This window comes from Pseudomonas xionganensis (assembly GCF_009763245.1).
Lineage (GTDB): Bacteria > Pseudomonadota > Gammaproteobacteria > Pseudomonadales > Pseudomonadaceae > Aquipseudomonas > Aquipseudomonas xionganensis.
Genome location: NZ_WKJZ01000001.1, coordinates 1,974,771 through 1,997,957 on the forward strand (window position 1 = coordinate 1,974,771; position 23,187 = coordinate 1,997,957).

Here is a 23,187-nt window from a genome sequence, read left to right on the forward strand (position 1 = left end):
AAGGCCTGGACAATGGGTGGCTTTGGGTTTGGCGCCTAGATGATTGTTGCGATGAGTGGCGTTGTTGCACGCTCAGCTCCCCTCGCCCCGTGGGAGAGGGGTTGGGGGAGAGGGTAGAAGACACCACGGCGCTGGCCGTTATTCAGCGAGCAGTCTGTAGGAGCGGCTCCTAGCCGCGAGTCTTTGTTGTGGTGATATCCGGCTTGGCGCCTGGATGATTGTTGCGTCGATCATTCGTTTTGGTTGCGCCCCTCACGGGCGCGTCACTTTCTCTTGCTTGCCCAAGAGAAAGTAACCAAAGAGAAGGGCACCCGGCATCCGGGTTTCGCTTCGCTCAACTCCCCTCGCTCCGGTGCTGCTCCGGGGGCCGGCTTAAAGGGCCATCCCTGGCCCTTTAAGCCTCTCGCCGCATCCATGCGGCTCGTCCCCCTACGCAACACCTGCGCTCGGCCTCCTGACGGGACCGGGTCGCGAGCTTGCAAGATTTTCTTAATCAGGCACTGCGCAGTGTCTGTGCTTTTGCTCTTTAGCCGCGCTTGTACAGACGACGCCCAAGTCCCCATCAGGAGGCCGAGTGGAATCACTGCGTAAGGGGTTGAGCGGCATGGATGCCGCGAGAGCCGCGACGGGCCAGGGATGGCCCTTCGCTGCGTGCCCCTGGAGCGGTGATGGAGCGAGGGAACCCCGGCGTAGCCGGGGCCGGATGGAGGGGTGTGTTTCTTTGCTTACTTTCTTTGCACAAGCAAAAGCTACGAAGCGAAGCGGAGTAACAGCCGCAGGCTGGCCCGAAGGGTGAGCGCAGCGAATCAAGTGAGTCGCCCGTAAGGGGCGAAACCCAACCGCCCAGCACTCGCGCCAATGGCTCATGCCAAGCCATCGAGAAACCCAAATAAGCCAGCTTTACACCTCCCCCCAAGGCGCCGGCGCCCCCAGCAGGCGTCCCATGGCGCCAAATAGGCCCAGTTCGCCGAGAACTTGCAATTCCCCCTCGGTTTCCACCATCTCCGCAATCAACGGCAAATCAATACTGTTGGTCGCACGGAACACCGCCTCGATAAAGATGCGTTTATCACTCTCCTGATCGATCGCCCGGATATAAGTCCCATCAATCTTCAGATAGGCCAGCCCCAGGTGGGTCAGGTTGCCGATCAGGCTAAAGCGCCCACCGAAGTGCTGCAGGCCCAGGCTGTAGCCGGTGTCGCGGATGGCCTGGCTGATGCGCTCCAGTTCGCTGGACGGTGGCAGGTGGCGTTCGTCCATTTCCAGGGTGAGCAAGGGTGCCTGCTGCGGGTGTTGCTTGAGAATCTCCAGCAGTCGCTCCAGGTGCTCGGCTTCGCGCAGGGTGGCGGCGGAGAGGCTTAGGGCCAGGGGGGCGGGGTGTTGGGCCAGGTGGGCCAGGCAGTGTTCGAGCATGGCCAGGTCGAAACGGGCGGTCCAGCCCAGGCGTTCGATCCAGGGCAGGAAGCGGCCGGCGGCGATGGCTTCGCCCTGGGGATCGAGCAGGCGTGCCAGGACCTTGTGGTGCAGCAACTGCTGGCGGTTGGCGCAGTGTGCCACCGGCTGGAAGTACAGCTGCAGCTTGCGCTTGTTCAGGGCGTCGTCGATCCAGGTGCGCCAGTCGTGCAGGCCCTGGGTCGGTTGCTGGTTGAAGTCGTCCAGGCGCACCCAGTCGCGGCTTGGGTCGTTCTGGGCCTGGGCCAGGGCCTGGTCGGCGCGGCCGATCACCTGGCTGGCTTCTTCACCCAGGCGGAAGGCGGCGATGCCCATATGGGCCACCGGTTTGCAGTCGCTGGCGCCGGTCTGGCGCAGGCTTTCCAGGCCGGCGTGCAGTTCGCCGGCCAGCAGGTCGGCTTCCTCGCTGCCGATACCGGGGGCGAGCAGGCTGAATTCGCCGCCACGGCTGCGTGAGGCTAGCCAGTCGGCGCGGGTAGCGTGGCCGAGCAGGCGCTTGAGCAGCTCGCCAATGGCGGCGATCAGGGCGTCGGTTTTCTGCCCGCCCAGGCGCTGGTTGAGGCCGCCCAGGTCGTTGACCCGCAGCAGGATCAGGTAGCCCTCGGCATGCTGTTCGGACACCAGCAGCTGGTTGGCCAGGCGGATATCGAACAGGCGGCGGTTGGCCAGGCCCGTGATGCTGTCCTGGTAGGCTTCCTCGCGCAGTTTTTCGCTGCGAGCGGCTTCTTCGGCGAACAGGGTTTTGAGTTTTTCCACCATCTGGTTCATGGCGGTGACCACGCGCTTGAGTTCGGGGGTGCGCGGCACCTTGGGCAGGGTCATGAATTCGCGGCGGGTGATGGCCTGGGCCTGTTGCACCATATTGTCCAGGGGGCGCAGCTGGGTGCGCAGCAGCCAGCCGCCGAGGATGGCGCTGACCAGGCCGCACAGCAGCAGCCAGATCAGGCTGCCGATGGCGCTGTCCCACAGTTTGGCCAGGGCGAATTGCGGGTGGCTGAGCACTTCGACCCGGGCGGCCTGTTCCCAGCCGCGCATGATCAGGGCGTCACCGCCCTGGGCTTGGAGGTTGACCAGGTTGCCGAACCAGGGCGGCACGCTGCCGGTGACTTCGTCGCTGCTGCGCTCGACGATCACCTCGTCGGTGGGGATGCGCACCACGCGGATGCTGGCGAAGTAGCCGCTGTCGAAAATCGAGCTGACCATCAGCTCGATCATCGCCGGGTCGTCCACGTGTGGGGTCATGGACAGGCCCAGGGCGGTAGCGGCGTCCTGGGCATGGGAGCGCAGCTGGCTAATCAGTTGTTCTCGGGAGCTCTCCACCCCGGCGATAAAGCTGCCGGTGAAGGCCACCACCAGAAACAGGCAGATGGCGAGAAAGAGTTGTTTGAGTAGAGACATGAGGTTCCTCCTAGCCTTCGCCGATGGCGAAGCCCTCTGCGCGCATTTTTTTCAGAATGTCCTGCCAGCGTGACAGCTTCTTGGTGTCGCTTTTCTTCACGTTGGAACCCGCCAGATAGAGGCCTTCGGCATTGAAGGCGTAGACCGGCAGCAGGTCGCGGCGCTGCGAGGCGGGCTTGATGTCGTTGATCAGGTTGTCCAGTACCAGGGGCTCGGCGCCGGGGCTGGCGTAGTAGGTGAGCACCATATGGGCCTGGTTGTAGTTGAGGGCCTTGACGTAGGTGATGCGCAGCTTGTCGGCCGGCACGCCCAGGCGGCGCAGGGTGAAGTATTTGCCGATGGAGTAGTCTTCGCAGTCGCCTGCGCCCTTGACCAGCATTTCCACGGGGGTGGCCCAGTAGTCGTTGACCCGCCACAGGGCGATATCGTTGGTAAAGCGCACCTGGCGGTTGAAGAAGCGGTTGACGGCGGTGAGCTTGTCTTTTTCGGCCAGGTTGCCGCTGCTCTTGATCAGCTCGTCCCAGGCCTGGATGCGCTGCTTGGCCGGGCCGAGGTTGCCGTAGCGGCTTTCCGCGGTGCGGATGATCTGGCCGAAGTCCCAGTTGGCCAAGGCGCTGGCCAGCCCGACGAGCAGCACCAGCACACACAGCAACGGCCGCTGCAGGTGTCGGTACCATCCATGAGTAGGCTGACGTGGCGGCATCGCGCATGCCTCGGGCAATGATTGGGCAAGTCTAGGTGCTGCTGGGCGACTTTGCAGCCCGCGCTGTATCGAAGTGTTAGCGCGACGGCTCGGATTGCCTTTGTGCCGCAACCAGCCTAGCGCAGGGGGGGCACACGCTTGATCGCGTAGGAGCGGCCCCTGGCCGCGAAAGTGTCAGAGCGGGCGCAGATCGCGGGCATGGCCCGCTCCTACAAGAAATTGCGGCATGCAACCGCTGGGTTCTGTTGAACCTGGGCCTGTATCAGCGCTGCATGGGCGGTGGCAGGGTCTTCTGCTTGAGGATATAGAGGCTGACCAGCACCGCGCTGGTCAGCATAAAGGCCCGGGCCCAGAACAGCGGCACCAGATAGCTGGATACGCCGATGCTCAGCCACATCAGGCCGATGGCGTAGACCTTGCCTTTAAGGGGAATGCCCTGGCCTTGCAGGTAGTCGACGATCCAGGGGCCGAGCTGGCGGTGGTTGACCAGCCACAGGTAGAAGCGCCTTGAACTGCGCATAAAACAGGCGGCGGCCAGTAGCAAGAAGGGGGTGGTGGGCAGTACCGGGAGGAAGATGCCGATCACCCCGAGCACCACGCTCAGCCAGCCAACGGCAATCAGCACGCCGCGCAGCAGCGGGTTGCGCTGCTGCTGGAGATCCTCGGTCATCCCCGGGCTGGCGTCAGTGGCGCTGGGGCTTGAGCAGGGCGGGTTTTTCTTCCGGGGCCTGGCACAGCAGGAACAGGGCGGTGAGCAGTTCGGGGATCTGCTCGACCATGCTGTCCACCAGATCGCGGTCGCGGGCGATTTCGGCGAATTCCGGCTGCTCGTCGAACAGGCCGGAGCCGACCATGATCGGCAGCAGCAGCTCGCTCACTTCATCTTCGGCATCGTCGAACCAGGCGGCTTCGCGCAGGAACACGCCTTCCATAAAGCCGATGCACCAGCCGCGCAGGTCGGAATCGTCCGGTTCATCGCCCAGGTCCAGCTCGCAGGGCACTTCCGGATCATCGTCGCTGGCCAGCTGGCGGGCGATATGGCTGTGCAGCTGAACCAGGGTGGCTTCGATGTCGTCGCGCTCGGCGTCGCTGCGGTAGTGCGGCGGCTCGCTGAACAGGGCGTCGATCCATTCGCGCTGCGGCACCGGGTCCGGGCAGATGGCCAGGGCGGTCAGGTAGCCATGGGCGGCGATGTAGTCCAGGGCCTCTTCGTGCAGCTCATCGGCGTCGAGGAAGGCTTGCAGGCGGGACAGTTGCTCGGCGAAGGACATCGGGGGCTACCTTAGATGGTTTTATCGAGGCTGGATTCTAGTCTAGAGCGGGCAGAGCGGCCATAGCCGCGGTAAATACCAGCGGCGCGGGCCGCCGTCCGGTGGCCGCCTGCAACCGGGTGACTTGCGTATAATGCCGGCCTCGTTTCGGAGACCCAGCATGCTCGATCAGGCACAACGCATCCTTAAAGACGTATTCGGTTACGACAGCTTTCGTGGCCGCCAGGGTGCGATCATCGAGCGGGTGGCCAGCGGTGGCGATGCCCTGGTGCTGATGCCCACCGGCGGCGGCAAGTCCCTCTGCTTCCAGGTACCGGCCCTGCTGCGCAGCGGCCTGGCGGTGGTGGTGTCGCCGCTGATCGCGCTGATGGAAGACCAGGTGGCGACCCTGGACGAGCTGGGCGTGGCGGCGGTGGCGTTGAACTCCACCCTGAGTGCGGACGAGCAGCGCCTGATCGCCGAGCGCATCCGCCGCGGCGAGATCAAACTGCTCTATGTGGCACCGGAGCGCCTGGTGCAGCCGCGCATGCTGAGTTTTCTGCAGGGCCTGGACGTGGCCCTGTTCGCCATCGACGAGGCCCACTGCGTGTCCCAGTGGGGCCATGATTTTCGTCCGGAATACCTGCAGCTGGGCCAGCTGGCCGAGCTGTTCCCCACTGTGCCGCGCATCGCCCTGACCGCCACGGCGGATATGCGTACCCGCGAGGAGATTGTCCAGCGCCTGCATCTGCAGAGCGCCGAGCGCTTTCTGTCGAGCTTCGATCGGCCCAATATCTTCTACCGCATCGTGCCCAAGGAGCAGCCGCGCAAGCAGCTGCTGAACTTCCTCGCCGCCCGCAAGGGCGACGCCGGCATTGTCTACTGCCTGTCGCGCAAGAAGGTCGAGGAGGTGGCGGCCTTTCTCTCCGAGCAGGGCTTTCCCGCCTTGCCCTATCACGCCGGGCTGAGCAACGAGCTGCGCGCCTACCACCAGAAGCGCTTTCTCAACGAGGAAGGGCTGATCATGGTGGCCACCATCGCCTTCGGCATGGGCATCGACAAACCCAACGTGCGCTTTGTCGCCCACCTCGATCTGCCCAAGTCCCTGGAGGCCTACTACCAGGAGACCGGCCGCGCCGGCCGCGATGGGTTGCCGGCGGATGCCTGGATGGCCTATGGCTTGCAGGATGTGATCTTCCTCAAGCAGATGCTCAACAACTCCGAGGGCGATGAGCGGCACAAGCGCGTCGAGCAGCACAAGCTCGATGCCATGCTCGCCCTGTGCGAGGAAACCCGCTGCCGGCGCCAGGCCCTGCTGGCCTATTTCGATGAAGAACTGCCGCAGCCCTGTGGCCATTGCGACAACTGCATCGACGGCGTGCAGACCTGGGATGCCACCGAGCCGGCGCGCCAGGCCCTGTCGGCCATCTACCGCAGCGGCCAGCGTTATGGCGTGGGCCACCTGGTGGACATTCTGCTGGGCCGCGACAACGACAAGATGCGTGCGGTGGGGCATCAGCATTTATCCGTATTTGGCATGGGCAAGGCGCTCAGCGAAGGGGAATGGCGTTCGCTGTTCCGCCAGCTGGTGGCCCGGGGTCTGGCCGATGTGGATCTGGACGGCTTCGGTGGCTTGCGCCTGTCCGCCAGCTGCCGGCCGCTGCTGCGCGGCGAAGTCAGCCTGGAGCTGCGCCGCGATCTCAAGCCGCAGCAGAGCGCCAAGGCCTCCAGCAGCGCCGCCAGCCAGCTGGTGCGCGGCGAAGAAAGAGAGCAGTGGGAGGCCCTGCGCAGCCTGCGGCGCAAGCTGGCCGAGGAGCACAGCGTGCCGCCTTATGTGATCTTCCCCGACGCCACCCTGCTGGAGATGCTGCGCAGCAAGCCCAGCACCCTGGCGGAAATGGCCCGGGTTAGCGGTGTGGGCGCGCGCAAGCTGGAGCGCTATGGTGAGGCCTTCCTTAAGGTGCTGGCCGGCAGCGCCGAAGCGCCGCGGGCGGTGGTCGATCTGCGTCATGAGCTGATCAGCCTGGCCCGCGCCGGCATGACCCCGACCCAGATTGCCAATCAGCTGGGGTGCAGCGAGAAGAATGTGTACAGCCTGCTGGCCGAGGCCATTGGCCGGCAGCAGCTGTCCCTGGAGCAGGCCCTGGATCTGCCGGAAGAATTGCTGGGCGAGATTCAGGATGCCTTCCTCGACGGCGAGGGCGAGCTGCCCAGTGCCAGCGAGATCAGCGAGCAGCTGGGTGGGCGGGTCGAGTTGGGCGTGCTGTATTGCGTGCGGGCGGCCCTGCAGGCCGAGTTCGAAGCCTGACAGCACGGCCGCTGGCCTATTTTGCCGCTCGCCCTGGCGCCGGCGGTGACTGTGGGCGGGCGAGGGCGGTGCTAGCATCCTGCGGGTTTTCTGCCGAGCGATGCGAACCATGGAACGACTGATTCAGGCCAATGGCCAACCCCATTACGGCATCTTTGCCAGCCCGCCGGGCCTGATCAATTACCGCGACTACGACTTGCGCTCGCCCATGGGGCGCAAGCTGGGCGCGCTGGCCAAATGGCGGCGCTTTCATCAGTTCCAGTACTTCGGCCTGATCAGCGACGAGCTGATCGGCGGCTGCGCCCTGGCCAACCTGAGCCTGGCCGGTATCGGCTTCGTCTACCTGTTCCACCCGGCCAGCGGGCGCATGATTGAGCGTCAGTTCAAGCTGCCCCTGGGCTGGGGCACTCGGTTTTCCCAGCAGCCCGACGATGGCGTGTGCGAGCTGCGCAGCGGCGCCAATCTGCTGCGTCTGGAGAATGTGGGGGCTAGTCGGGAGAAACGCCTGTTGGTCGAGCTGGATGACGGCACCCGTATCGAGGCGGCCTTCAGCGAGCGTGAGCCGGCCTTTGCTCCCATGTGTATCAACACCCAGGCCGGGGTCAATGGCTGGGTCTATGCGCAGAAGGTCGCGGGGGTGCGCTGCCAGGGGCGGGTGCAGTGCGCTTTGGGCGACTTCGACCTGGGGCAGATGGGCGCCTTTGCCCACCACGACTGGTCCGCCGGCTATATGCGGCCGCAAACCCACTGGAACTGGGCCTGCCTGTCCGGCGCGGTGGGGGATCTGCGGGTGGGGCTGAACCTGTCCTGTGGGGTCAACGAAACCAGCTTTACCGAAAACTGCTTCTGGCTCGATGGCGAGCTGATCAAGGTCGATACGGTGCGCTTCGACTTCGATCGCCAGCAGCCCCTGCAGCCTTGGCAGATCCACTCCCATGACGGCCAGGTGGCGCTGCGCTTCGAGGGCCACGGGCTGCATCAGGAGCGCATGAATGTTGGTTTTATGGCCAGCAACTTCAAGCAGATCTTCGGCCGGTTCAGTGGTGTGCTACGGCCTGTCGGGCGGCCCGAGGTGTTGATCGACCAGCTCTGGGGCTTTGTCGAGGATCAGTATGTAAAGTGGTGATACATCCCTCAGCCTTTTGTAGGCTTGCCTGAATACCGGGGTTATGGTTAGCTCGCTAATAATTGTTTTTTGATGTTTATGCGAGTCGTAACCGATGTCTTACCCCGATCAACACCGTTTTGCCATGCAGGTTGCCCAACTGTCCCGCGCCTGGCGCGCCGAACTGGATCGCCGCCTGGTCGGTCTGGGCCTGTCCCAGGCCCGCTGGCTGGTCTTGCTGCACCTGGGACGCTTTGCCGAGTTGCCCACCCAGCGCGAGCTGGCGCAGAGCGTCGGCGTCGAGGGCCCGACCCTGGCCCGCCTGCTCGATAGTCTGGAAGCCCAGGGTCTGGTCACCCGTCAGGCGGTGCCGGAAGATCGCCGTGCCAAGAAAATCGCCCTGTGCCCCGAAGCTCGTCCTCTGATCGAGAAGATCGAAGCCATTTCGGCTCAGTTGCGCCAGGAAGTCTTCGCCGGTATCGACGAGGACGACCTGCGCCGCTGCCAGCAGGTGCATGCCCAGGTGCTGCGTAATTTGGAGCGGCGCAGCTAGCAGGCTGTTGCCGCTTCCTGGGCGGCTATCGCCTGAGCCTGCTGAGGCTATGTCGTGTCATATAAATGGCGATTTCGCGCCATTTATTTTGCCTTGTCGGTTTATTGACCTGTGGCCTATGCTTGCCGGGTGTAATGGCTTTGTGCCGCGGTGCGCCGTTCGTCCGTCAACAGGCATCGGGGGGCTGGCATAAGGCCCGTTCTAGAAGGGTTGGACAGGGAGCGTTGGGCCCATACGCAATATCGAAACTGCGCTTTTGCCCAGGTGCTGGAGCACTGGTCTATGGTTGTTGTAGAGCGGAGTTGATCTGGGCAAGCCCAGTAGGAGCGTTGGTATGGCAAGGGTTCGTCAGCTGTTGATTGGCTTGGCATCGGGTTCGGCCCTCTATTCAGGCCTGGCACCGGCCCTGGGGCTGGGTGAAATCACCCTGCATTCGGCCTTGAGCCAGCCGCTGGATGCGGAAATCGAACTGCTCAACCTGGGCGATCTCGGCGAAGCCGAGGTGAAGGTACGCCTGGCCCCGCCCGAGGTATTCAGCCGTTCCGGCGTCGACCGTCTGTACTTTCTCAATGACCTGCGTTTCACCCCCATATTCAGCCGTGGCCGCGGGGTGATCCGGGTGGTCTCGGCGCGGCCGGTGCGTGAGCCCTATCTGAACTTTATTGTCGAGGTTTCACGCCCCACCGGTGATCTGTACCGCGAATACACCCTGTTGCTGGACCCGCCCGGCTCTTCGGCCTACCGCACCGCAGCGGCTCCTGCGGCCAGTCTGACCGCCCCGGCACCGCGTCTGCCTGCCAGCAGTCCGGCGCCTGTTCCCCGGGCCCCGCGTGAGTTGCCTGCAGCGACAACCGGGCAGCGTTATACCGTGGTCAGCGGCGATAGCCTGTGGAAGATTGCCGCGCGCCTGCGTGACGCCGGCAGCCCGGCCTCCCAGCAAGCCCTGATGGGCGATATCCATGCGCTCAACCCCAGTGCCTTCAGCCGTGGCGATATCAATCGCCTGCTGGCCGGCGCCGAGTTGCTGCTGCCAGACAGTGCAGTTGCCTCTGGTCAGCAACTGGCGGCTCAGCCGAGCCCTGCTGCCCAGGCGAGTGTCGCCGAGTCGTCGAGCCTGGCTCCGGTCGATCCCCCGAGCGAGGCCGTCAGCGCCGCAGAACCACTGCCAGTCGCTGCTGCTCCCGTTAGCCAAGCCGCTGATCCGGCGCAACTGCTGCAGGAGCAGCAGCGGGTCGAGGCGGAGCTGGCCAACCAGATCACCGAAACCGTGCAGCTGCAGCAGAGCCTGGCTGAGCTCCAGCTGCAGGTGCAGCAGCTACAAGAGGAAATGAGCACGCGGGATCGGCAGATCGCCGGCCTGCAGGCGGAACTGGCGGCCCGCTCGGCCGCAGTGCAGAACGCTGCGCAGGAGATGCCGCCCGCCGCCGAGCCGCCTGCCGAAGCGCAGCCCCAGGCGCCCGCTACAGCCTCCAATGGCTGGTTGCAGCTGGGCTGGGCCGGGCTGGGTCTGGCCGCTTTGGGGCTGCTGGGGCTGTTCTGGCGCTCCAGAAGCCGTCCTGTGCCGCCGGTGCAAACGGTCAAGCGCGCCCATGTGCCCAGTCAGGCGCCGGTTGCCGCCTCACGCCCCGTGGCCCTCGCCAGCAGCCGTGAACAGGCGCCGGCCGGGCCGGCCTGGCCACCGGCCGGCACCACTGATGCCCTGCAAAGTGCCAATGTCTATATCGCCTACGGGCGTTTCAGTGAGGCTGCGGCCAACCTGCGCAAGGCGCTGGAGTCGCAGCCGGGGCGCAATGACATCCGCTTCCGCCTGCTGGAAGTGCTGGCTCAGCTGGGTGATGCCCAGGGCTTTCTCGATGAAGAGGCGCGTCTGCGCGCCAGTGGCTTTACCCCGGCGCGTATCGATGAACTCAAGGCGCGCCATGCCCAGCTGTTCGCCGAGCCGGCTCACGACCTGCTGGACGAGGCGGTGCTGCAGTTGGATGAGGAGCCCGCAGCGCCCCTGGCGGATGCGGACGAGGCCAAGCTCAATCTGGACGATCTGTCCCTGGATGCCGATTGGGATCTGGTTACCCCCTTCGCCCAGCCCAAGGCCAAACAGCGGGTTACCTCCGAGGATGTCTTCGAGCTGGGTAGCAGCCGCGATGCCCGCAGCCCCTTCGCCGAAAATATGCTGGTGGAGGAAAGCTCCAACAGTGAGTGGGTGGATGACGAACTGGATGACGCCTTTGCCGAGTCTCTGCAGGCCGAAAGCAGCCCGTTGCTGGACGACCTGGAGCATCTGGCCGGTAACCAGGACAACCTGACCAAGCTCAATATGGCCCTGGCCTATATTGAGCAGGGCAGCCTGGAAAGTGCCTGCAGTATCCTCAATGAAGTCATCGCCGACGGCGACGAGGAGCAGAAGCAGGAGGCCCGTCAGCTGTTGGCCAAGATCGCCTAGCTGCCCCTCTGCATCCAGACGCCCGCCGAGGGCCAAGCCGGCGGGCGTTTTTTATGGCTATGTCACATCGTGTGTTGCGTTCAGCTTCGCCACTGAGCGTTAGAGCGGCCTGAGGCCGTCGGGTGCGGCCATTGCAAATAGCGACGTTCTCCTCCAGGCACCTAGGCAACGCTTAATTGGTGCATAGCCTTTTTTAGGCAGGGCAGCGCTATCATGGCCAGCCCTGAAGCCTCTGGACCGCAAGCCCGATGAACCCGCACAAAGCCGAAGTCGTGATCACCTATTGCACCCAGTGCCAGTGGCTGCTGCGCGCGGCCTGGCTGGCCCAGGAGCTGCTCAGCACCTTTGCCGATGACCTGGCCCGGGTCAGCCTGGAGCCGGCCAGTGGCGGCACCTTCCGCATCACCTGCGACGGCGTGCAGATCTGGGAGCGCAAGGCCGATGGCGGCTTTCCCGAGGCCAAGGAACTCAAGCAGCGGGTGCGCGACCAGATCGACCCGGCCCGGGATCTGGGGCATAACGATCGGCCCTGAGCAAGGCCGATCGGCTTTTGTTCGGAAGGCTGCGCGCTTTGCGCAGGGGCTGGTGGACAAGCTTCGCGTTGTCCACGCAGCCATGGCGCGGGGTTGTGTCACATCGCATGGCGGCCGTTGCGATTACCTGGCCATACGCGCCGCAAGAAAGATCGCGCTGACGATCAGCAGCCCGCCGGCGAGCATGCGCAGGGTGGGTATTTCGCTGAACAGCAGCCAGGCGAAGGCGATGCCGTAGACCGGCTCCAGGGCGAAGATCACCGCCGTGGTGCGCGCCTTGAGCACCCTCAGGCTGGCGACGAACAGGCTGTGGGCAAGACCCGTGCAGAAGATGCCCAGCATGGCCATCCACAACCAGCTATTGAGGCTGCTCTCGGGTAGTGCGGGCCAGGCGAATGGCAGAAACACCAGCAGCACACTGAGGTTCTGAAACAGCGCCGCCTGTACCGGATCGATGCCGCGGGTGCTGGCGCGGTTGAGCAGTGACAGCAGGGCGAACAGCAGCCCCGACAGCACCGCCCAGAGCAGGCCGCCAGTGGCCTGGCTGGCCAGGTCGAAGTCCGGGGTGACCAGCACCAGGCCCAGGCAGACCAGACCGACCATGGCGAACTCAGCGGGGCGGGTACGTTCGCGGAACAGCAGGCCCTCCAGTAGCACGGTAAAGGCTGGGAAGCTGGCGAAGCCCAGGGTGGCAATGGCCACGCCAGAAATATTCACCGCCTCGAAAAAGGTCCACCAGTGCCCGCCCAGCAGCAACCCACCCAAGGCCAGCAGGGCCAGCTGGCGCAGGCCGGGCAGGCGCAGCGGCGCCTTGCCGATCAGTTGGGCGAACAGGGCCAGGGCCAGCACGGCAAAGATGGCCCGGCCGGCGACTATCATTTCCGGCAGGTTGTCTGCCAGTTTGCCGAAGATGCCCGACAGGCCGAACAGCAGGGCGCCCAGGTGAATGGCCCAGAGGGCCGTGCGTGTATTCATGCCAGGCGCGATCCGTTGGCCAGGGGCTTGTCGAAGCTGGCCAGCACCACCTTGCCGTCAGCGTCATAGACGCCGGTGACCAGTACCTCGGAGCGCACCCCGGCAATGCGTTTCGGGGCAAAATTGCACACGCACAGCACCTGGCGACCGATCAGCTCGGCGCAGCTGTAATGCCCGGTCAGCTGGGCGCTGGATTGCCTGATGCCCAGTTCGCCCAGGTCCACCTGCAGCACATAGGCCGGTTTGATCGCCCCGGTGTTGGGCTCGGCGGCCAGCAGGGTGCCGACGCGCAGTTCCACCCGCTGAAAGTCTTGCCATTCGATCTGCTGCATCTGCCCTGTCCTCCATATGCATCCCGCAGTCTAGGGCGGCCGGGCGCTGCCTGTCTGTCGCGCACGTATTGGCTTTTGTCGCGTTACTCGCGGCGGCTGCGCAGCTGGCGTGGCGTGCAGCCGAACTGGCGGGCGAGGGCGGCGCTGAAGGCGCTCTGGGAACTGTAGCCGACCCGGCTGGCGATCTCGCCGATGGCCAACTCGCTCTGTTGCAGCAGCTGACGGGCCAGTTGCAGGCGGCGCTGGCGCACATAGTCCATGGGCGTTTGCCCGGTGGCATCGAGAAAGCGCACATGGAAGCGCGCCGGCGACAATCCGCTCAGGCGCGCCAGGTCCTCCACCTGCAGGGGGTGGGCACAGTGCTGGTCGATATGGGCGTCGAGCATGGCCAGGGACAGGCCGTTCGGATGCGTTGGCGAATGCCCATGGCTCAGGCTGGCCAGCAGCAGGGCCGCGCCCTGGCGGGCGATCACCGGATCGTGCAGGGGGCTTGCGGCCAGCCAGTTGACCAGCTGGCTCTGGGCCGGATTGAGCTGCAGGGCGGCCGGGCGATCGAGCAGGCGCCGGCTGGCATTGGCATGGGGCCCCAGTTGCTCGTCCAGCCACTGCTCGCTGGGCACATCCAGTACCAGGCACTGGCTGCCCTTGGCGCTGTCGCAGGCATGCTTTTCCGCCCAGGGCACCACCGCCAGGCGCTGCCGGGTGATCAGGCTGCCGTGGCCGGCTACCTCGAAGTCCAGCTGGCCGCTGAGGCCAAAAACCAGCTGCGCATGGGGGTGACGATGGTTGATCGGCTCCTGGCCGTAATGACGCAGCGACAGCAGGGTAGGCATGGCGGGCTCCTTGTGACGAGTTACCAGTCTAACCGCAGCAGCTTATCGAGCGCGCGGTCATGCAACGGTCATGGGGCTGTCACAGGGTTTTCACTGCCAGCGCCGAGGATCAAGCAAAACCTGCCGGAGGCCGCCTGTGACCCACGCCCAGTTTGCCAAGCCCAGCCGCAAGCAACGTGTCCGCACCCTATGGATTTCCGATGTGCACCTGGGCACCCGGGATTGCCAGGCCGAACACCTGGCGGCCTTTCTCAAGCGCTATCACACCGACCGCATCTATCTGGTCGGCGATATCATCGATGGCTGGCGCCTGCGCAGCGGGGTGTACTGGCCGCAGAGCCACAGCAACGTGATCCGCCGCCTGCTGACCATGAGCAAGCGCGGCACCGAGGTGATCTATGTCACCGGCAACCACGACGAGTTCCTGCGCCGCTATTCCAGCCTGATGCTGGGCAATATCCAGCTGGTCGATGAGGCCGAGCACATCACCGCCGATGGACGGCGCCTGCTGGTGATCCACGGCGACCAGTTCGACGTGATCACCCGCTATCACCGCTGGCTGGCCTTTCTTGGCGATTCGGCCTATGAGCTGACCCTGACCCTCAACCGCTGGCTCAACCACTGGCGCAGCCGCTACGGCTACGGCTACTGGTCGCTGTCGGCCTACCTCAAGCACAAGGTCAAGGGTGCGGTGAACTTTATCAGCGACTTCGAGCAGGCCATCGCCCACGAGTGCGTCAAGCGCGGCTTCAATGGCGTGGTCTGCGGTCATATCCACCATGCCGAGATCCGCGCCATGGGCGAGGTGGAATATATGAACTGCGGCGACTGGGTGGAGTCCTGCACGGCGCTGATCGAACATTTGGACGGCAGCATCGAGCTGTACCGTCTGGTCGAGGATCAGGCCCGCCAGGCCCAGCAGGTCGAGCCGTCGCCTGCAGCCGAGCCCGTACTATGAGGATTCTGATCGTCAGCGACGCCTGGACGCCCCAGGTCAACGGTGTGGTCACCAGCCTGCAGGCGCTGATCGCCGAGTTGCATGGCCTGGGCCATCAGGTGAAGCTGCTATCCCCCAATGATTTTCGCAGCGTGCCCTGTCCAACCTACCCGGAGATTCCCCTGGTCTGGAACCTGTGGCGGGTAGGGCCGGCGATCCGCGACTTCCGCCCGGACTGCGTGCACCTGGCCACCGAGGGTCCCCTGGGTTGGGCCGCACGGCGTTGGCTGGTCAGGCGTGGTCTGGCCTTTTCCACGGCGATTCATACCCGCTTCCCCGAATATGTGCATACCCGCTGGCCCAGGGTACCCCTGGCCTGGGGTTATGCCTTTCTGCGCGCCTTCCACCGCCCCAGCCAGGCGGTGCTGGTGAGCACCGAGCGCATGCGCGAGGCCTTTGCCGGCTGGGGATTGCGCCGCTTGCAGCTGTGGCGCAAGGGCGTCGATTGTCGGTTGTTCAGCGCCCATCTGCAGGCACCTGAAACGCCGGTGTTCCTGTATGTGGGGCGCCTGGCGGCGGAGAAGAATATCCAGGCCTTCCTCGACCTTGATCTGCCCGGCTGCAAGCAGGTGGTGGGCGATGGGCCGGAGCGTGCCGCGCTGCAGGCGGCCTATCCCGATGTGGCCTTTCTCGGCTACCGGCATGGCGCCGAGCTGGCGGCGGCCTACCAGCAGGCCAGCGTGCTGGTGTTTCCCTCGCGTACCGATACCTACGGCCTGGTGATGCTCGAAGCCCTGGCCTGCGGCACGCCGGTGGCGGCATTCCCGGTGCCGGGGCCCCTGGATGTGCTGCAGGCGGGTGTCAGCGGGGTCATGGATGAGGATCTGCGCCAGGCGTGTCTGGGCGCCCTGGCCCTGAGTCGAGCCGACTGCGTAGCGCAGGCCCAGCGCCAGTCCTGGCGGGCCTGCGCCCTGGAGTTTCTGGCCTTGCAGTCGCAGCTCGATGGCGAGCCGGCAGGTCAGGCGGCCCTTACATAATGGCTATGTCCCAATAGCGTGTTGCGCTCGGTCAGTGCCACTGAACTCAGGATGGACTGGATCTGTAGGGTGCGCCGTGCGCACCGGTATTGAGCAGCCAAACGTGGTGCGCACAGCGCACCCTACCCATAGCCGCCTCTGCAAGGCAGGCCTCCGGGCCTGCCCTCTATGCAACCCATGATTGGTAAAGCGCCTACATAATGACCTTGTCGCGCAGCTTGGCTGCGGCCTGGTTGAGCGCCTGGATGACCTTTTCCTTGTCGAAGTTCTGGATGCCGTTGGTGTCCAGGTACATGGAAAAGCCTGGCAGTTCGTGTTCCACATAGCTGGAACTGGCGCCCAGGTCGCGGCGGAAATCCACCACCTGATAGATCTGCACCGGCCGGGTAAAGCCCTTGACGCTGATCTGGCCCTTGTCGCGGCACATGATCACGTCCTTGATCAGCGAGTAGGTCTCGTGGGAGATCAGGATCTCGCCGGATTCGGCGGCGCTTTCCAGGCGGCTGGCCAGGTTCACGTCGCGGCCGATGATGGTGTAGTCCATGCGCGTGTCGGCGCCGAAGTTGCCCACGGTGCAGTAGCCGGTGTTCAGGCCCATGCGGATTTCCAGGGGTTTGGTGATGCCCTGGGCGCGCCACTGCTGGCGCAGCACCTTCATATGCTTGCGCATGGCGATGGCCATGGACACCGCCGCCACCGCATCCTTCTTCGCCCCTTTGCTGGACGGGTCGCCGAAGAACACCATGACGCAGTCGCCGACGAACTTGTCGATGGTGCCGCCGTATTTCAGGCAGATCTTCGACATCTCGTTGAGGTAGGTGTTGAGCAGGTCGGTCAGGGCTTCGGCTTCCAGCTCCTCGGACAGCTCGGTAAAGCCCTTGATATCGGAGAAGAACACCGTGAGCTTCTTGCGCTGGGTTTCCAGGCGCACGCTCTTCTTGCCGGTGAAGATGGATTCCCACACCTGCGGCGACAGGTACTTGGCCAGGTTGCGGGCCAGGCGCGCGGCCTTCTCCTGCTCGCGCTTGATCTCGCTGCGCACCTGGGTCAGGCGGATGCTCTGCTGGTGCACGAAGTAGGCGGTGATGCAGATATACAGGGTGGCGAAGGCGATGCTGACCAGGGCCACCAGGCTCGGGGTCTCGTGATTGAGCTCAAAACCGCCCAGGGCCGCGCAGAGCACCGCCGCACTGCAGGCGATCAACGCCGCGAGGCCCATATAGCGCAAACCGCCGATGACCAGGGCGCTAAACAACAGGATCAGCACCGCCATCAGGCTGGGCACCACGGAAAAGCCCAGCAGGGCCAGGGCCGCGCCGGCATGCAGGGCATCGATAAACAGCAGGGTCAGGATGGTGCGCTCGGGCTGCTCGCGCTTGAAGCGCAGGCTCAGCTGATGGGCCAGGTGTGGATAGAGCAGGGCGTAGGGCACCATCCACAGGATATTGAAGGAAAAATGCTGAACATAGGTGCCGGCCGCAATGCTGGCGGCAATGGCGATATAGGCCAATAGCCGCGAATAGTATTCGCGCAATGGGAGGGCGGGTGCTGCGGGAAGCCGGCTAGTGGTATTGGCGTTCATCCGATGGAACTGTCCCTGCTGACTACGGGCGCCTCTTCTGGGCGCCTGGGCGACTTGCCGCCACGGTGGGCGTGCAAAAGAGCAGGGATCATAACCAAGCGCGCTGGCCGGGCCAAGCATGCCCGTCGAACGGCGGGCAAGCGTGGGACAGACGGCGTGCGCGCCTCTGGCTAGAAGCGGATACGTCCGGTAAAGGCATCCTTGAGCATCACCCAGTCGCCCATAAAGGACCAGAGGGGGTACTGGAAGGTGGCGGGGCGATTTTTCTCGAAAACAAAATGACCAACCCAGGCAAAGCCATAGCCGGCCAGCGGCATGGCCAGCAGCCACAACCACTGCTGGCTGAGCAGGGCATAGGCAAGGATGGTCAGTACCAGCAGACTGCCCACATAGTGCAGGCGCCGGCAGGTGGGGTTGCTGTGTTCCTGCAGATAGTAGGGGTAGAACTCGGCGAAGCTGGCAAAACGCTCGGCGCTGGGGGCAGTCATGGGAGGCTCCTCTTGTTATCGGGCTATATAGCCAGTTTAGGCTGACTGACTCCTTGGGCCACTGACATTGGGTGCCAGTTTAGTATCCTTGCCGGGCCTTCTTGCCGACTCAAATAAGAACAACACCATGCGTGAGCGCTCCACTTCTTCAAACTGGGCCCTGGGGATCGTCCAGGCCCTGGAAATGGGCGGCGTCGATTGCCGCGCCATCTTCGCCGAACTGGGCCTGGATTACGCGGCCCTGAACGACCCGGATGCGCGTTTCCCCCAGGATGCCATGACCCGGCTGTGGCAACGGGCGGTGGAGTTGTCCGGCAACCCGGCCATTGGCCTGAACATGGCCAAGGTGGTGCGCCCGGCCTCGTTTCATGTGGTGGGTTATGCCCTGATGTCCAGCCGTACTCTCAAGGACGGCCTCACCCGCCTGGTGCGCTACCAGCGCATTATCGGCGAGGGCGCGGATCTGAGCTTTCGGCCGACGCCCCGGGGCTATGAACTGACCCTGGCCATTCATGGCGATCGGCTACCGGCGGCGAGGCAGAGCATGGAGGCTTCAATGGCCTATGCCCTGGCCTTCTGCCGCTGGATGACCGGCCAGCCGATCCGGCCCCTGCAGGTGTTGTTTCAGGGGCCGCCACCCGCCGATTTACAGCCTTTCGAACAGGTGTTCCAGGGGCCCCTGCAGTTTCATGCCGACCATTACGGGCTGCTGTTCGAGCGGGCCGATATGGACATGCAACTCCCCACGGCCAATGAGTCCCTGGCTCAGTTGCATGACCGCTTTGCCGGGGAATATCTGGCGCGCTTTTCCGATACCCGGGTCACCCACAGTGCGCGTCAGGTGCTCTGTCGCCTGTTGCCCCAGGGTGAGCCCAAGCGCGAGTCGGTGGCGCAGGCGCTGCACCTGTCGCAGCGCACCCTGCAGCGACGCTTGCAGGAAGAGGGTGGCAGTTTTCAGCAATTGCTCGACGACACCCGCCGCGAACTGGCCCAGCAGTATCTGGCCCAGCCCGCGTTGAGTCTGCTGGAAATCGCCTATCTGCTCGGTTTTGCCGACCCGAGCAACTTCTTTCGGGCCTTCCGCCGCTGGTTTGGCCTGACCCCAGGGGAGTATCGCGCCCAGCTTTGAGCCTGGACGCAGGCGATCAGTGGCGCCAGAAACTGGCGGTGAACAGCACCAGTACGGTGACGATCTCCAGGCGTCCCAGCAGCATGCCGGCGGCCAGCACCCACTTGGCCGCATCCGGCAGGCTGGCAAAGTTACCGGCCGGGCCGATGATCGGGCCGAGGCCCGGACCGACGTTGCACACCGCAGTGGCCGCGCCGGTCAGGGCGGTGATCGGGTCCAGCCCCAGCAGCGCCAGGAACAGCGCGATGGCACCGATGGTCATGGTGATAAAGAAGGAGAAGGTGAGGATCGAGCGGACGATTTCTTCGTCCAGATTGTGGCCGTTGTACTGCTGCTTGATCACCGCCCGCGGGTGCACCATCTGCTTGAGGTTGGCCCGCAACAGGGACAGGGCGACCTGGAAGCGGAACATCTTCAGGCCGCCGGTGGTGGAGCCGGAGCAGCCACCAACAAAGGTCAGGTAGAAGAACGCCATAAAGGCGAAGCCGCCCCAGGTGCTGTAGTCGCCCAGGGCATAGCCCGTTGTGGTGGCAATCGACACCACGTTGAAGCTGGCCACGCGCAGGGCGTCGATAAAGGCGTGCTCGGAGTTGAACCACAGCCACAGGCTGAACAGCAGGCAGGTCACCAGCAGCATGCCAACATAACCGCGCACCTGCTCGTCCTTGACCAGGGCCCGGCGATTGCCGCGCATGGTTGCGACATAGAGGGTAAAGGGCAGGCTGCCGAGCAGCATCAGGACAATGGCCACCCAATGACTGGCCGGGCCGAAATTGCCCATGGAGTTGTCCGAGGTGGAGTAGCCGGCGGTGGAGATGGAGGTCATCGAGTGGTTGATGGCATCGAACCAGCTCATGCCCGCCAGCCAGTAGGCCAGCACCCCGCACAGGGTAAAGATCAGGTAGATCACCACGATGTATTTGGCGGCCACATGGGAACGGGGCATGACCTTCTCGCCCCAGTCCGAGGACTCGGTCTGGAACAGGCGCATGCCGCCGACGCGCAGCAATGGCAGTACCGCCACGGCCATGGCGATAAAGCCGATACCGCCCAGCCACTGCAGCATGGAGCGCCAGATCAACAGGCCTGGGGAGGCTTCGTCCAGCCCGGTGAGTACGGTGGAGCCCGTGGTGGTGACCCCGCTCATGGTCTCGAAAAAGGCGTCGGTGTAGCTGATATGGTGGATCAGCGCCATGGGCAGGGCGGCGAATACACAGACGATCAGCCAGCTGGCGGTGGTCAGCATATACATGTCGCGGGGGCGCAATTGCACATTCAGCGGGCGCCCCTGGGCGACCATGGCCAGGCCGGCGATAAAGGTGATCAGGCTGGACCAGAGAAAGGCATTGAGCTCATAGGTGCGCTCAAAGGCCAGCAGGGTCAGCATGGGAAAGAGCATGGCAACGGCCAGGGTGATCAGGAAGATGCCGTTGATAAACGCGATGATTCTGAGAGTTGGCAGCGCCATGCAGGGGGCTCGGGTTAAGGCGTTGAGGGGCGCCATTCTACTCTTGCAACCGGCTCTGTAAACCGCCATGGGCGGCCATGGCCCAGGCTGTGCAGCCGGCGTTGCTGCGGTGGCCCTGGACAGGTGAACAGCGCCCTGAGGGTCAACGCAAAAGGCCGCTTTACAAGTGCTTGGCGCTGCATAGAATAGCGCGCAGGTGCCGGCCCTTGCCGGTTTCTGAGTATCCCATCATGTCCACTAGCAATCCCTGTCTTACGTGCGGCGCCTGCTGCGCGCATTTTCGTGTGTCTTTCTTCTGGGGTGAGTGCCAATCGGCGGGCGGAACCGTGCCCGATGATCAGGTGGTGTTGATCACTCCGCACCGGGTCGCCATGCGCGGCACCGAAAGCAAGCCGGTGCGTTGCAACGCACTGCTGGGCGAGGTCGGTGAGGGAGTGCGCTGCACCCTGTATGAGCAGCGCTCCAGCCCCTGCCGGGAGTTCGATGCTTCCTGGGTCAACGGCGAGCATAACCCGCGCTGCGACGATGCGCGTCGTGCCCATGGGCTGCCACCGCTGGAGCCGCCGTTGCAGCCTGAAGTATCGCCAGAGCGGGTGGCCTGAAACCTGATTGCGATCAGCGGGGTAGGGTGGATAACGCGAAGCTTATCCACCGCTGGAGGTGGATAAGCTTCGCGGTTTTCCGTCCTTCTGCAGAAGCTTTTTCCCCATCGGGGCAGGGCAGGCTCTAGAATTTTGCTCAATTCATTCTGCCGAGGTGTTCGATGGACGCGCTGGATCTGTTGCTTAATCGTGTTTCCGTACCGCGTCTGGTGGCGCCAGGGCCTGACGCGGGGCAGCGCGAGTTGCTGTTCCGTGCGGCGTTGCGTGCGCCGGATCATGCCCAGTTGCGCCCCTGGCGCTTTCTGACCGTGGAAGGCGAAGCGCTTGTGCAATTGGGCGAGCTGTTTGCCCAGGGGCTGTTGGCGAGTAACCCCGAAGCCGAGGCGCCGGCGCTGGACAAGGCCCGCGCCATGCCCCAGCGCGCGCCCCTGCTGGTGGTGGTCATTGCCCGCCTGCAGGCCCACCCCAAGGTGCCCGAGCAGGAGCAGCTGCTGGCGGCTGGTTGTGCGGCCCACGGACTGTTGCTGGCGGCCCATGCCCAGGGCATTGGCGCGGTATGGCGCACCGGCGAGCTGGCCTACAACGCCACGGTAGCGGCAGGGCTGGGCTTGACCCGTGACGAGCGGATTGTCGGTTTTATCTACCTGGGCACCCCCGAGCGTGAACTGCGCACGGCGCCCCAATTACCGCTCGATGACTTTGTCAGTGCTTGGCCTGCGGGCTAAAGGGCAGCAGCAGGCGGGCGCAGAAGCCGCCGCCTGGGCGGTTGCCTAGCTCCAGTTGACCGCCGTGGCGCTGCGCGGCGCGGCGCGCGATGGCCAGACCCAGGCCATGCCCCGGGCTGCTTTGCCCTGGGGCGCGGAAAAAGGGCTCGCCCAGGCGCGACAGTAATGCCTCATCCACCCCGGGGCCGTGGTCGCTGAGGCTTATGCACAGCTGACCATTTTCTTCCTGCACGCTGATCTCGATGGGTTTTCCCGCCGGGTTGAAGCGCAGGGCATTGCGCAGCAGATTGTCTAGGGCGCCCTGCAGCATCGTGGTCCAGCCATTCAATGGCTGATGGGGCTCGACCTGGATCTGGAGCTGCTGTTCGGGGGCGGCCAGGCTGGCGTCTTCCCGTAGCTTGTCCAGGAGCAGGGCCAGGTCGATGGGCTGAGGCGGCCCCAGGTCCGCATCCAGGCGGGCCAGGGCGAGAATTTCGCTGATCAGGGCTTCCAGGCGGTCGCATTCCTGATGCAGGCGCGGCCACAGCTTGGCCTGCTCGGCTGCATCCGCCCGCTCGCTCAGGGCCAGGGCGATGCGCAGGCGGGCCAGGGGCGAGCGCAGTTCGTGGGAAACGTCACGCAGCAGCTGGCGCTGACTGCCGATCAGCCCCTGCAGGCGCGCGCCCATGTGGTTGAAGTCCCGAGCCAGCACGCCAAGCTCATCACGGCGCTCGGCCAGCTGGGCCAGGCTGCTCTGCTGATAGCTGGTCTGGCCCAGGTCATGCACCGCTCCGCGCAGGCGATTGAGCGGACGGGTGATGGACAGGGTCAGCCAGAGGCTGAAGGCGGTCAGCACCAGAATCGCGATCACCAGGGCGCTGAGCGGCATCAGCAGGCTGCTGCGATGCCAGGCGGCCAGTTCGGCGATGGGGATACGGTAGAGGAACAGATAGGTTTCACCCGTTTGCGGGCTGTTGTACTCGGCACTCAGGCGGCGCCAGGGCAGACGCTTGTGAGGCGCGCGGCGCTGCTCGAAGGCTTCGGCGCGCGGGGGGAAGGTGCCTCTGACCAGGGGGCGGCCCGTTTCATCGAAGACCTGAATATCGACACCGAACTCGCGTTTGCGCGACTCCAGCAGCGCCTGGGCGCTTTGCGCGCCCTGGCTCTCGTAGCGGACGGTCCACTGTTCGGCCAGTTTGTCCAGGGCGGGGTGCTGGCTGAGGATCCAGGCATCCTGGTTGTACATGCGGCCCAGCAACAACGAGAGCCCGGCCACCAGGGCAATGGCCAGCCAGAAACTGGCAAAGATGCGCCAGAACAGTGAACGCACGTGACTTCCTTATGCAAAAGCCCGCCGC

At 64.5% G+C, this 23,187-nt stretch carries 21 protein-coding genes; 10 read left to right on the forward strand and 11 right to left on the reverse strand.

Annotated features, from left to right (window positions below; genetic code table 11):
• Window positions 1-900: 900 nt before the first annotated feature.
• The 4 genes from lapD to GJV18_RS09245 all read right to left on the reverse strand — a co-directional run bounded on the left by lapD (window position 901) and on the right by GJV18_RS09245 (window position 4,824).
• The gene (lapD, locus tag GJV18_RS09230; protein ID WP_160344681.1) at window positions 901-2,850 is read right to left on the reverse strand and encodes a cyclic di-GMP receptor LapD; all 1,950 of its coding nucleotides are present in this window, start codon (window positions 2,848-2,850) and stop codon (window positions 901-903) included.
• A 10-nt stretch (window positions 2,851-2,860) separates the two neighbouring features.
• Window positions 2,861-3,553: a cysteine protease LapG gene (lapG, locus tag GJV18_RS09235; protein ID WP_160344683.1), complete on the reverse strand. Its 693-nt coding sequence runs from the start codon at window positions 3,551-3,553 to the stop codon at window positions 2,861-2,863.
• A 262-nt stretch (window positions 3,554-3,815) separates the two neighbouring features.
• Window positions 3,816-4,223, reverse strand: coding sequence for a YbaN family protein (locus GJV18_RS09240; protein ID WP_160344685.1), 408 nt, complete (start codon window positions 4,221-4,223; stop codon window positions 3,816-3,818).
• Between the two features lie 13 nt (window positions 4,224-4,236).
• Window positions 4,237-4,824: a UPF0149 family protein gene (locus GJV18_RS09245; RefSeq protein ID WP_160344687.1), complete on the reverse strand. Its 588-nt coding sequence runs from the start codon at window positions 4,822-4,824 to the stop codon at window positions 4,237-4,239.
• Between the two features lie 160 nt (window positions 4,825-4,984).
• Between GJV18_RS09245 and recQ the strand changes: the two genes are divergently transcribed.
• The 5 genes from recQ (at window position 4,985) to GJV18_RS09270 (ending at window position 11,742) form a co-directional block, all read left to right on the forward strand.
• Window positions 4,985-7,111 carry a DNA helicase RecQ gene (gene recQ, locus GJV18_RS09250; protein WP_160344689.1) on the forward strand — a complete coding sequence of 709 codons (2,127 nt, stop codon included), beginning with the start codon at window positions 4,985-4,987 and terminating at the stop codon, window positions 7,109-7,111.
• 109 nt (window positions 7,112-7,220) lie between these two features.
• Window positions 7,221-8,237, forward strand: coding sequence for a DUF2804 domain-containing protein (locus tag GJV18_RS09255; RefSeq protein ID WP_160344691.1), 1,017 nt, complete (start codon window positions 7,221-7,223; stop codon window positions 8,235-8,237).
• Between the two features lie 94 nt (window positions 8,238-8,331).
• Window positions 8,332-8,769 carry a MarR family transcriptional regulator gene (locus tag GJV18_RS09260; protein ID WP_160344693.1) on the forward strand — a complete coding sequence of 146 codons (438 nt, stop codon included), beginning with the start codon at window positions 8,332-8,334 and terminating at the stop codon, window positions 8,767-8,769.
• A gap of 334 nt (window positions 8,770-9,103) precedes the next feature.
• Window positions 9,104-11,209: a FimV family protein gene (locus GJV18_RS09265; protein ID WP_178113426.1), complete on the forward strand. Its 2,106-nt coding sequence runs from the start codon at window positions 9,104-9,106 to the stop codon at window positions 11,207-11,209.
• 248 nt (window positions 11,210-11,457) lie between these two features.
• Window positions 11,458-11,742, forward strand: a complete 285-nt coding sequence (locus GJV18_RS09270; protein WP_160344695.1) for a SelT/SelW/SelH family protein — start codon at window positions 11,458-11,460, stop codon at window positions 11,740-11,742.
• Between the two features lie 123 nt (window positions 11,743-11,865).
• On the opposite strand, the gene GJV18_RS09275 is transcribed toward GJV18_RS09270, so the two are convergent.
• The 3 genes from GJV18_RS09275 to GJV18_RS09285 form a co-directional block, all read right to left on the reverse strand.
• Window positions 11,866-12,717: a DMT family transporter gene (locus GJV18_RS09275; protein WP_160344697.1), complete on the reverse strand. Its 852-nt coding sequence runs from the start codon at window positions 12,715-12,717 to the stop codon at window positions 11,866-11,868.
• Window positions 12,714-13,049: a tRNA-binding protein gene (locus GJV18_RS09280; protein ID WP_160344699.1), complete on the reverse strand. Its 336-nt coding sequence runs from the start codon at window positions 13,047-13,049 to the stop codon at window positions 12,714-12,716. The genes GJV18_RS09275 and GJV18_RS09280 overlap by 4 nt, the downstream gene beginning before the upstream one ends.
• Window positions 13,050-13,132: 83 nt before the next feature.
• Window positions 13,133-13,882: an AraC family transcriptional regulator gene (locus GJV18_RS09285; protein WP_160344701.1), complete on the reverse strand. Its 750-nt coding sequence runs from the start codon at window positions 13,880-13,882 to the stop codon at window positions 13,133-13,135.
• 136 nt (window positions 13,883-14,018) lie between these two features.
• On the opposite strand from GJV18_RS09285, the gene GJV18_RS09290 reads away from it, so the two are divergent.
• Together GJV18_RS09290 and GJV18_RS09295 are read left to right on the forward strand one after the other, a co-directional pair.
• Window positions 14,019-14,840, forward strand: a complete 822-nt coding sequence (locus GJV18_RS09290; RefSeq protein WP_160344703.1) for a UDP-2,3-diacylglucosamine diphosphatase — start codon at window positions 14,019-14,021, stop codon at window positions 14,838-14,840.
• Window positions 14,837-15,856, forward strand: a complete 1,020-nt coding sequence (locus GJV18_RS09295; RefSeq protein WP_160344705.1) for a glycosyltransferase family 4 protein — start codon at window positions 14,837-14,839, stop codon at window positions 15,854-15,856. Before GJV18_RS09290 ends, GJV18_RS09295 begins: the two co-directional genes overlap by 4 nt.
• A gap of 193 nt (window positions 15,857-16,049) precedes the next feature.
• Here the strand turns inward: GJV18_RS09295 and GJV18_RS09300 are convergent, their stop codons facing one another.
• Window positions 16,050-17,438 (reverse strand): adenylate/guanylate cyclase domain-containing protein, encoded by a 1,389-nt coding sequence (locus GJV18_RS09300; RefSeq protein ID WP_160344707.1) that lies wholly within the window; start codon window positions 17,436-17,438, stop codon window positions 16,050-16,052.
• A 170-nt stretch (window positions 17,439-17,608) separates the two neighbouring features.
• Window positions 17,609-17,926: an Mpo1-like protein gene (locus GJV18_RS09305; protein WP_160344709.1), complete on the reverse strand. Its 318-nt coding sequence runs from the start codon at window positions 17,924-17,926 to the stop codon at window positions 17,609-17,611.
• Window positions 17,927-18,053: 127 nt separating this feature from the next.
• Between GJV18_RS09305 and GJV18_RS09310 the strand changes: the two genes are divergently transcribed.
• Window positions 18,054-19,055 (forward strand): AraC family transcriptional regulator, encoded by a 1,002-nt coding sequence (locus GJV18_RS09310; RefSeq protein WP_160344711.1) that lies wholly within the window; start codon window positions 18,054-18,056, stop codon window positions 19,053-19,055.
• Window positions 19,056-19,071: 16 nt separating this feature from the next.
• On the opposite strand, the gene GJV18_RS09315 is transcribed toward GJV18_RS09310, so the two are convergent.
• On the reverse strand, window positions 19,072-20,523 hold the full coding sequence (locus GJV18_RS09315) for a TrkH family potassium uptake protein (protein WP_160344713.1): 1,452 nt from the start codon (window positions 20,521-20,523) through the stop codon (window positions 19,072-19,074).
• A 230-nt stretch (window positions 20,524-20,753) separates the two neighbouring features.
• Here GJV18_RS09315 and GJV18_RS09320 point away from each other — a divergent pair, with 230 nt between their 5' ends.
• Window positions 20,754-21,125 carry a YkgJ family cysteine cluster protein gene (locus GJV18_RS09320; RefSeq protein ID WP_160344715.1) on the forward strand — a complete coding sequence of 124 codons (372 nt, stop codon included), beginning with the start codon at window positions 20,754-20,756 and terminating at the stop codon, window positions 21,123-21,125.
• A gap of 161 nt (window positions 21,126-21,286) precedes the next feature.
• Window positions 21,287-21,850: a nitroreductase family protein gene (locus GJV18_RS09325; protein WP_160344717.1), complete on the forward strand. Its 564-nt coding sequence runs from the start codon at window positions 21,287-21,289 to the stop codon at window positions 21,848-21,850.
• Here the strand turns inward: GJV18_RS09325 and GJV18_RS09330 are convergent.
• The gene (locus tag GJV18_RS09330; RefSeq protein ID WP_160344719.1) at window positions 21,828-23,159 is read right to left on the reverse strand and encodes a sensor histidine kinase; all 1,332 of its coding nucleotides are present in this window, start codon (window positions 23,157-23,159) and stop codon (window positions 21,828-21,830) included. The genes GJV18_RS09325 and GJV18_RS09330 overlap by 23 nt on opposite strands.
• Between the last annotated feature and the right edge of the window lie 28 nt (window positions 23,160-23,187).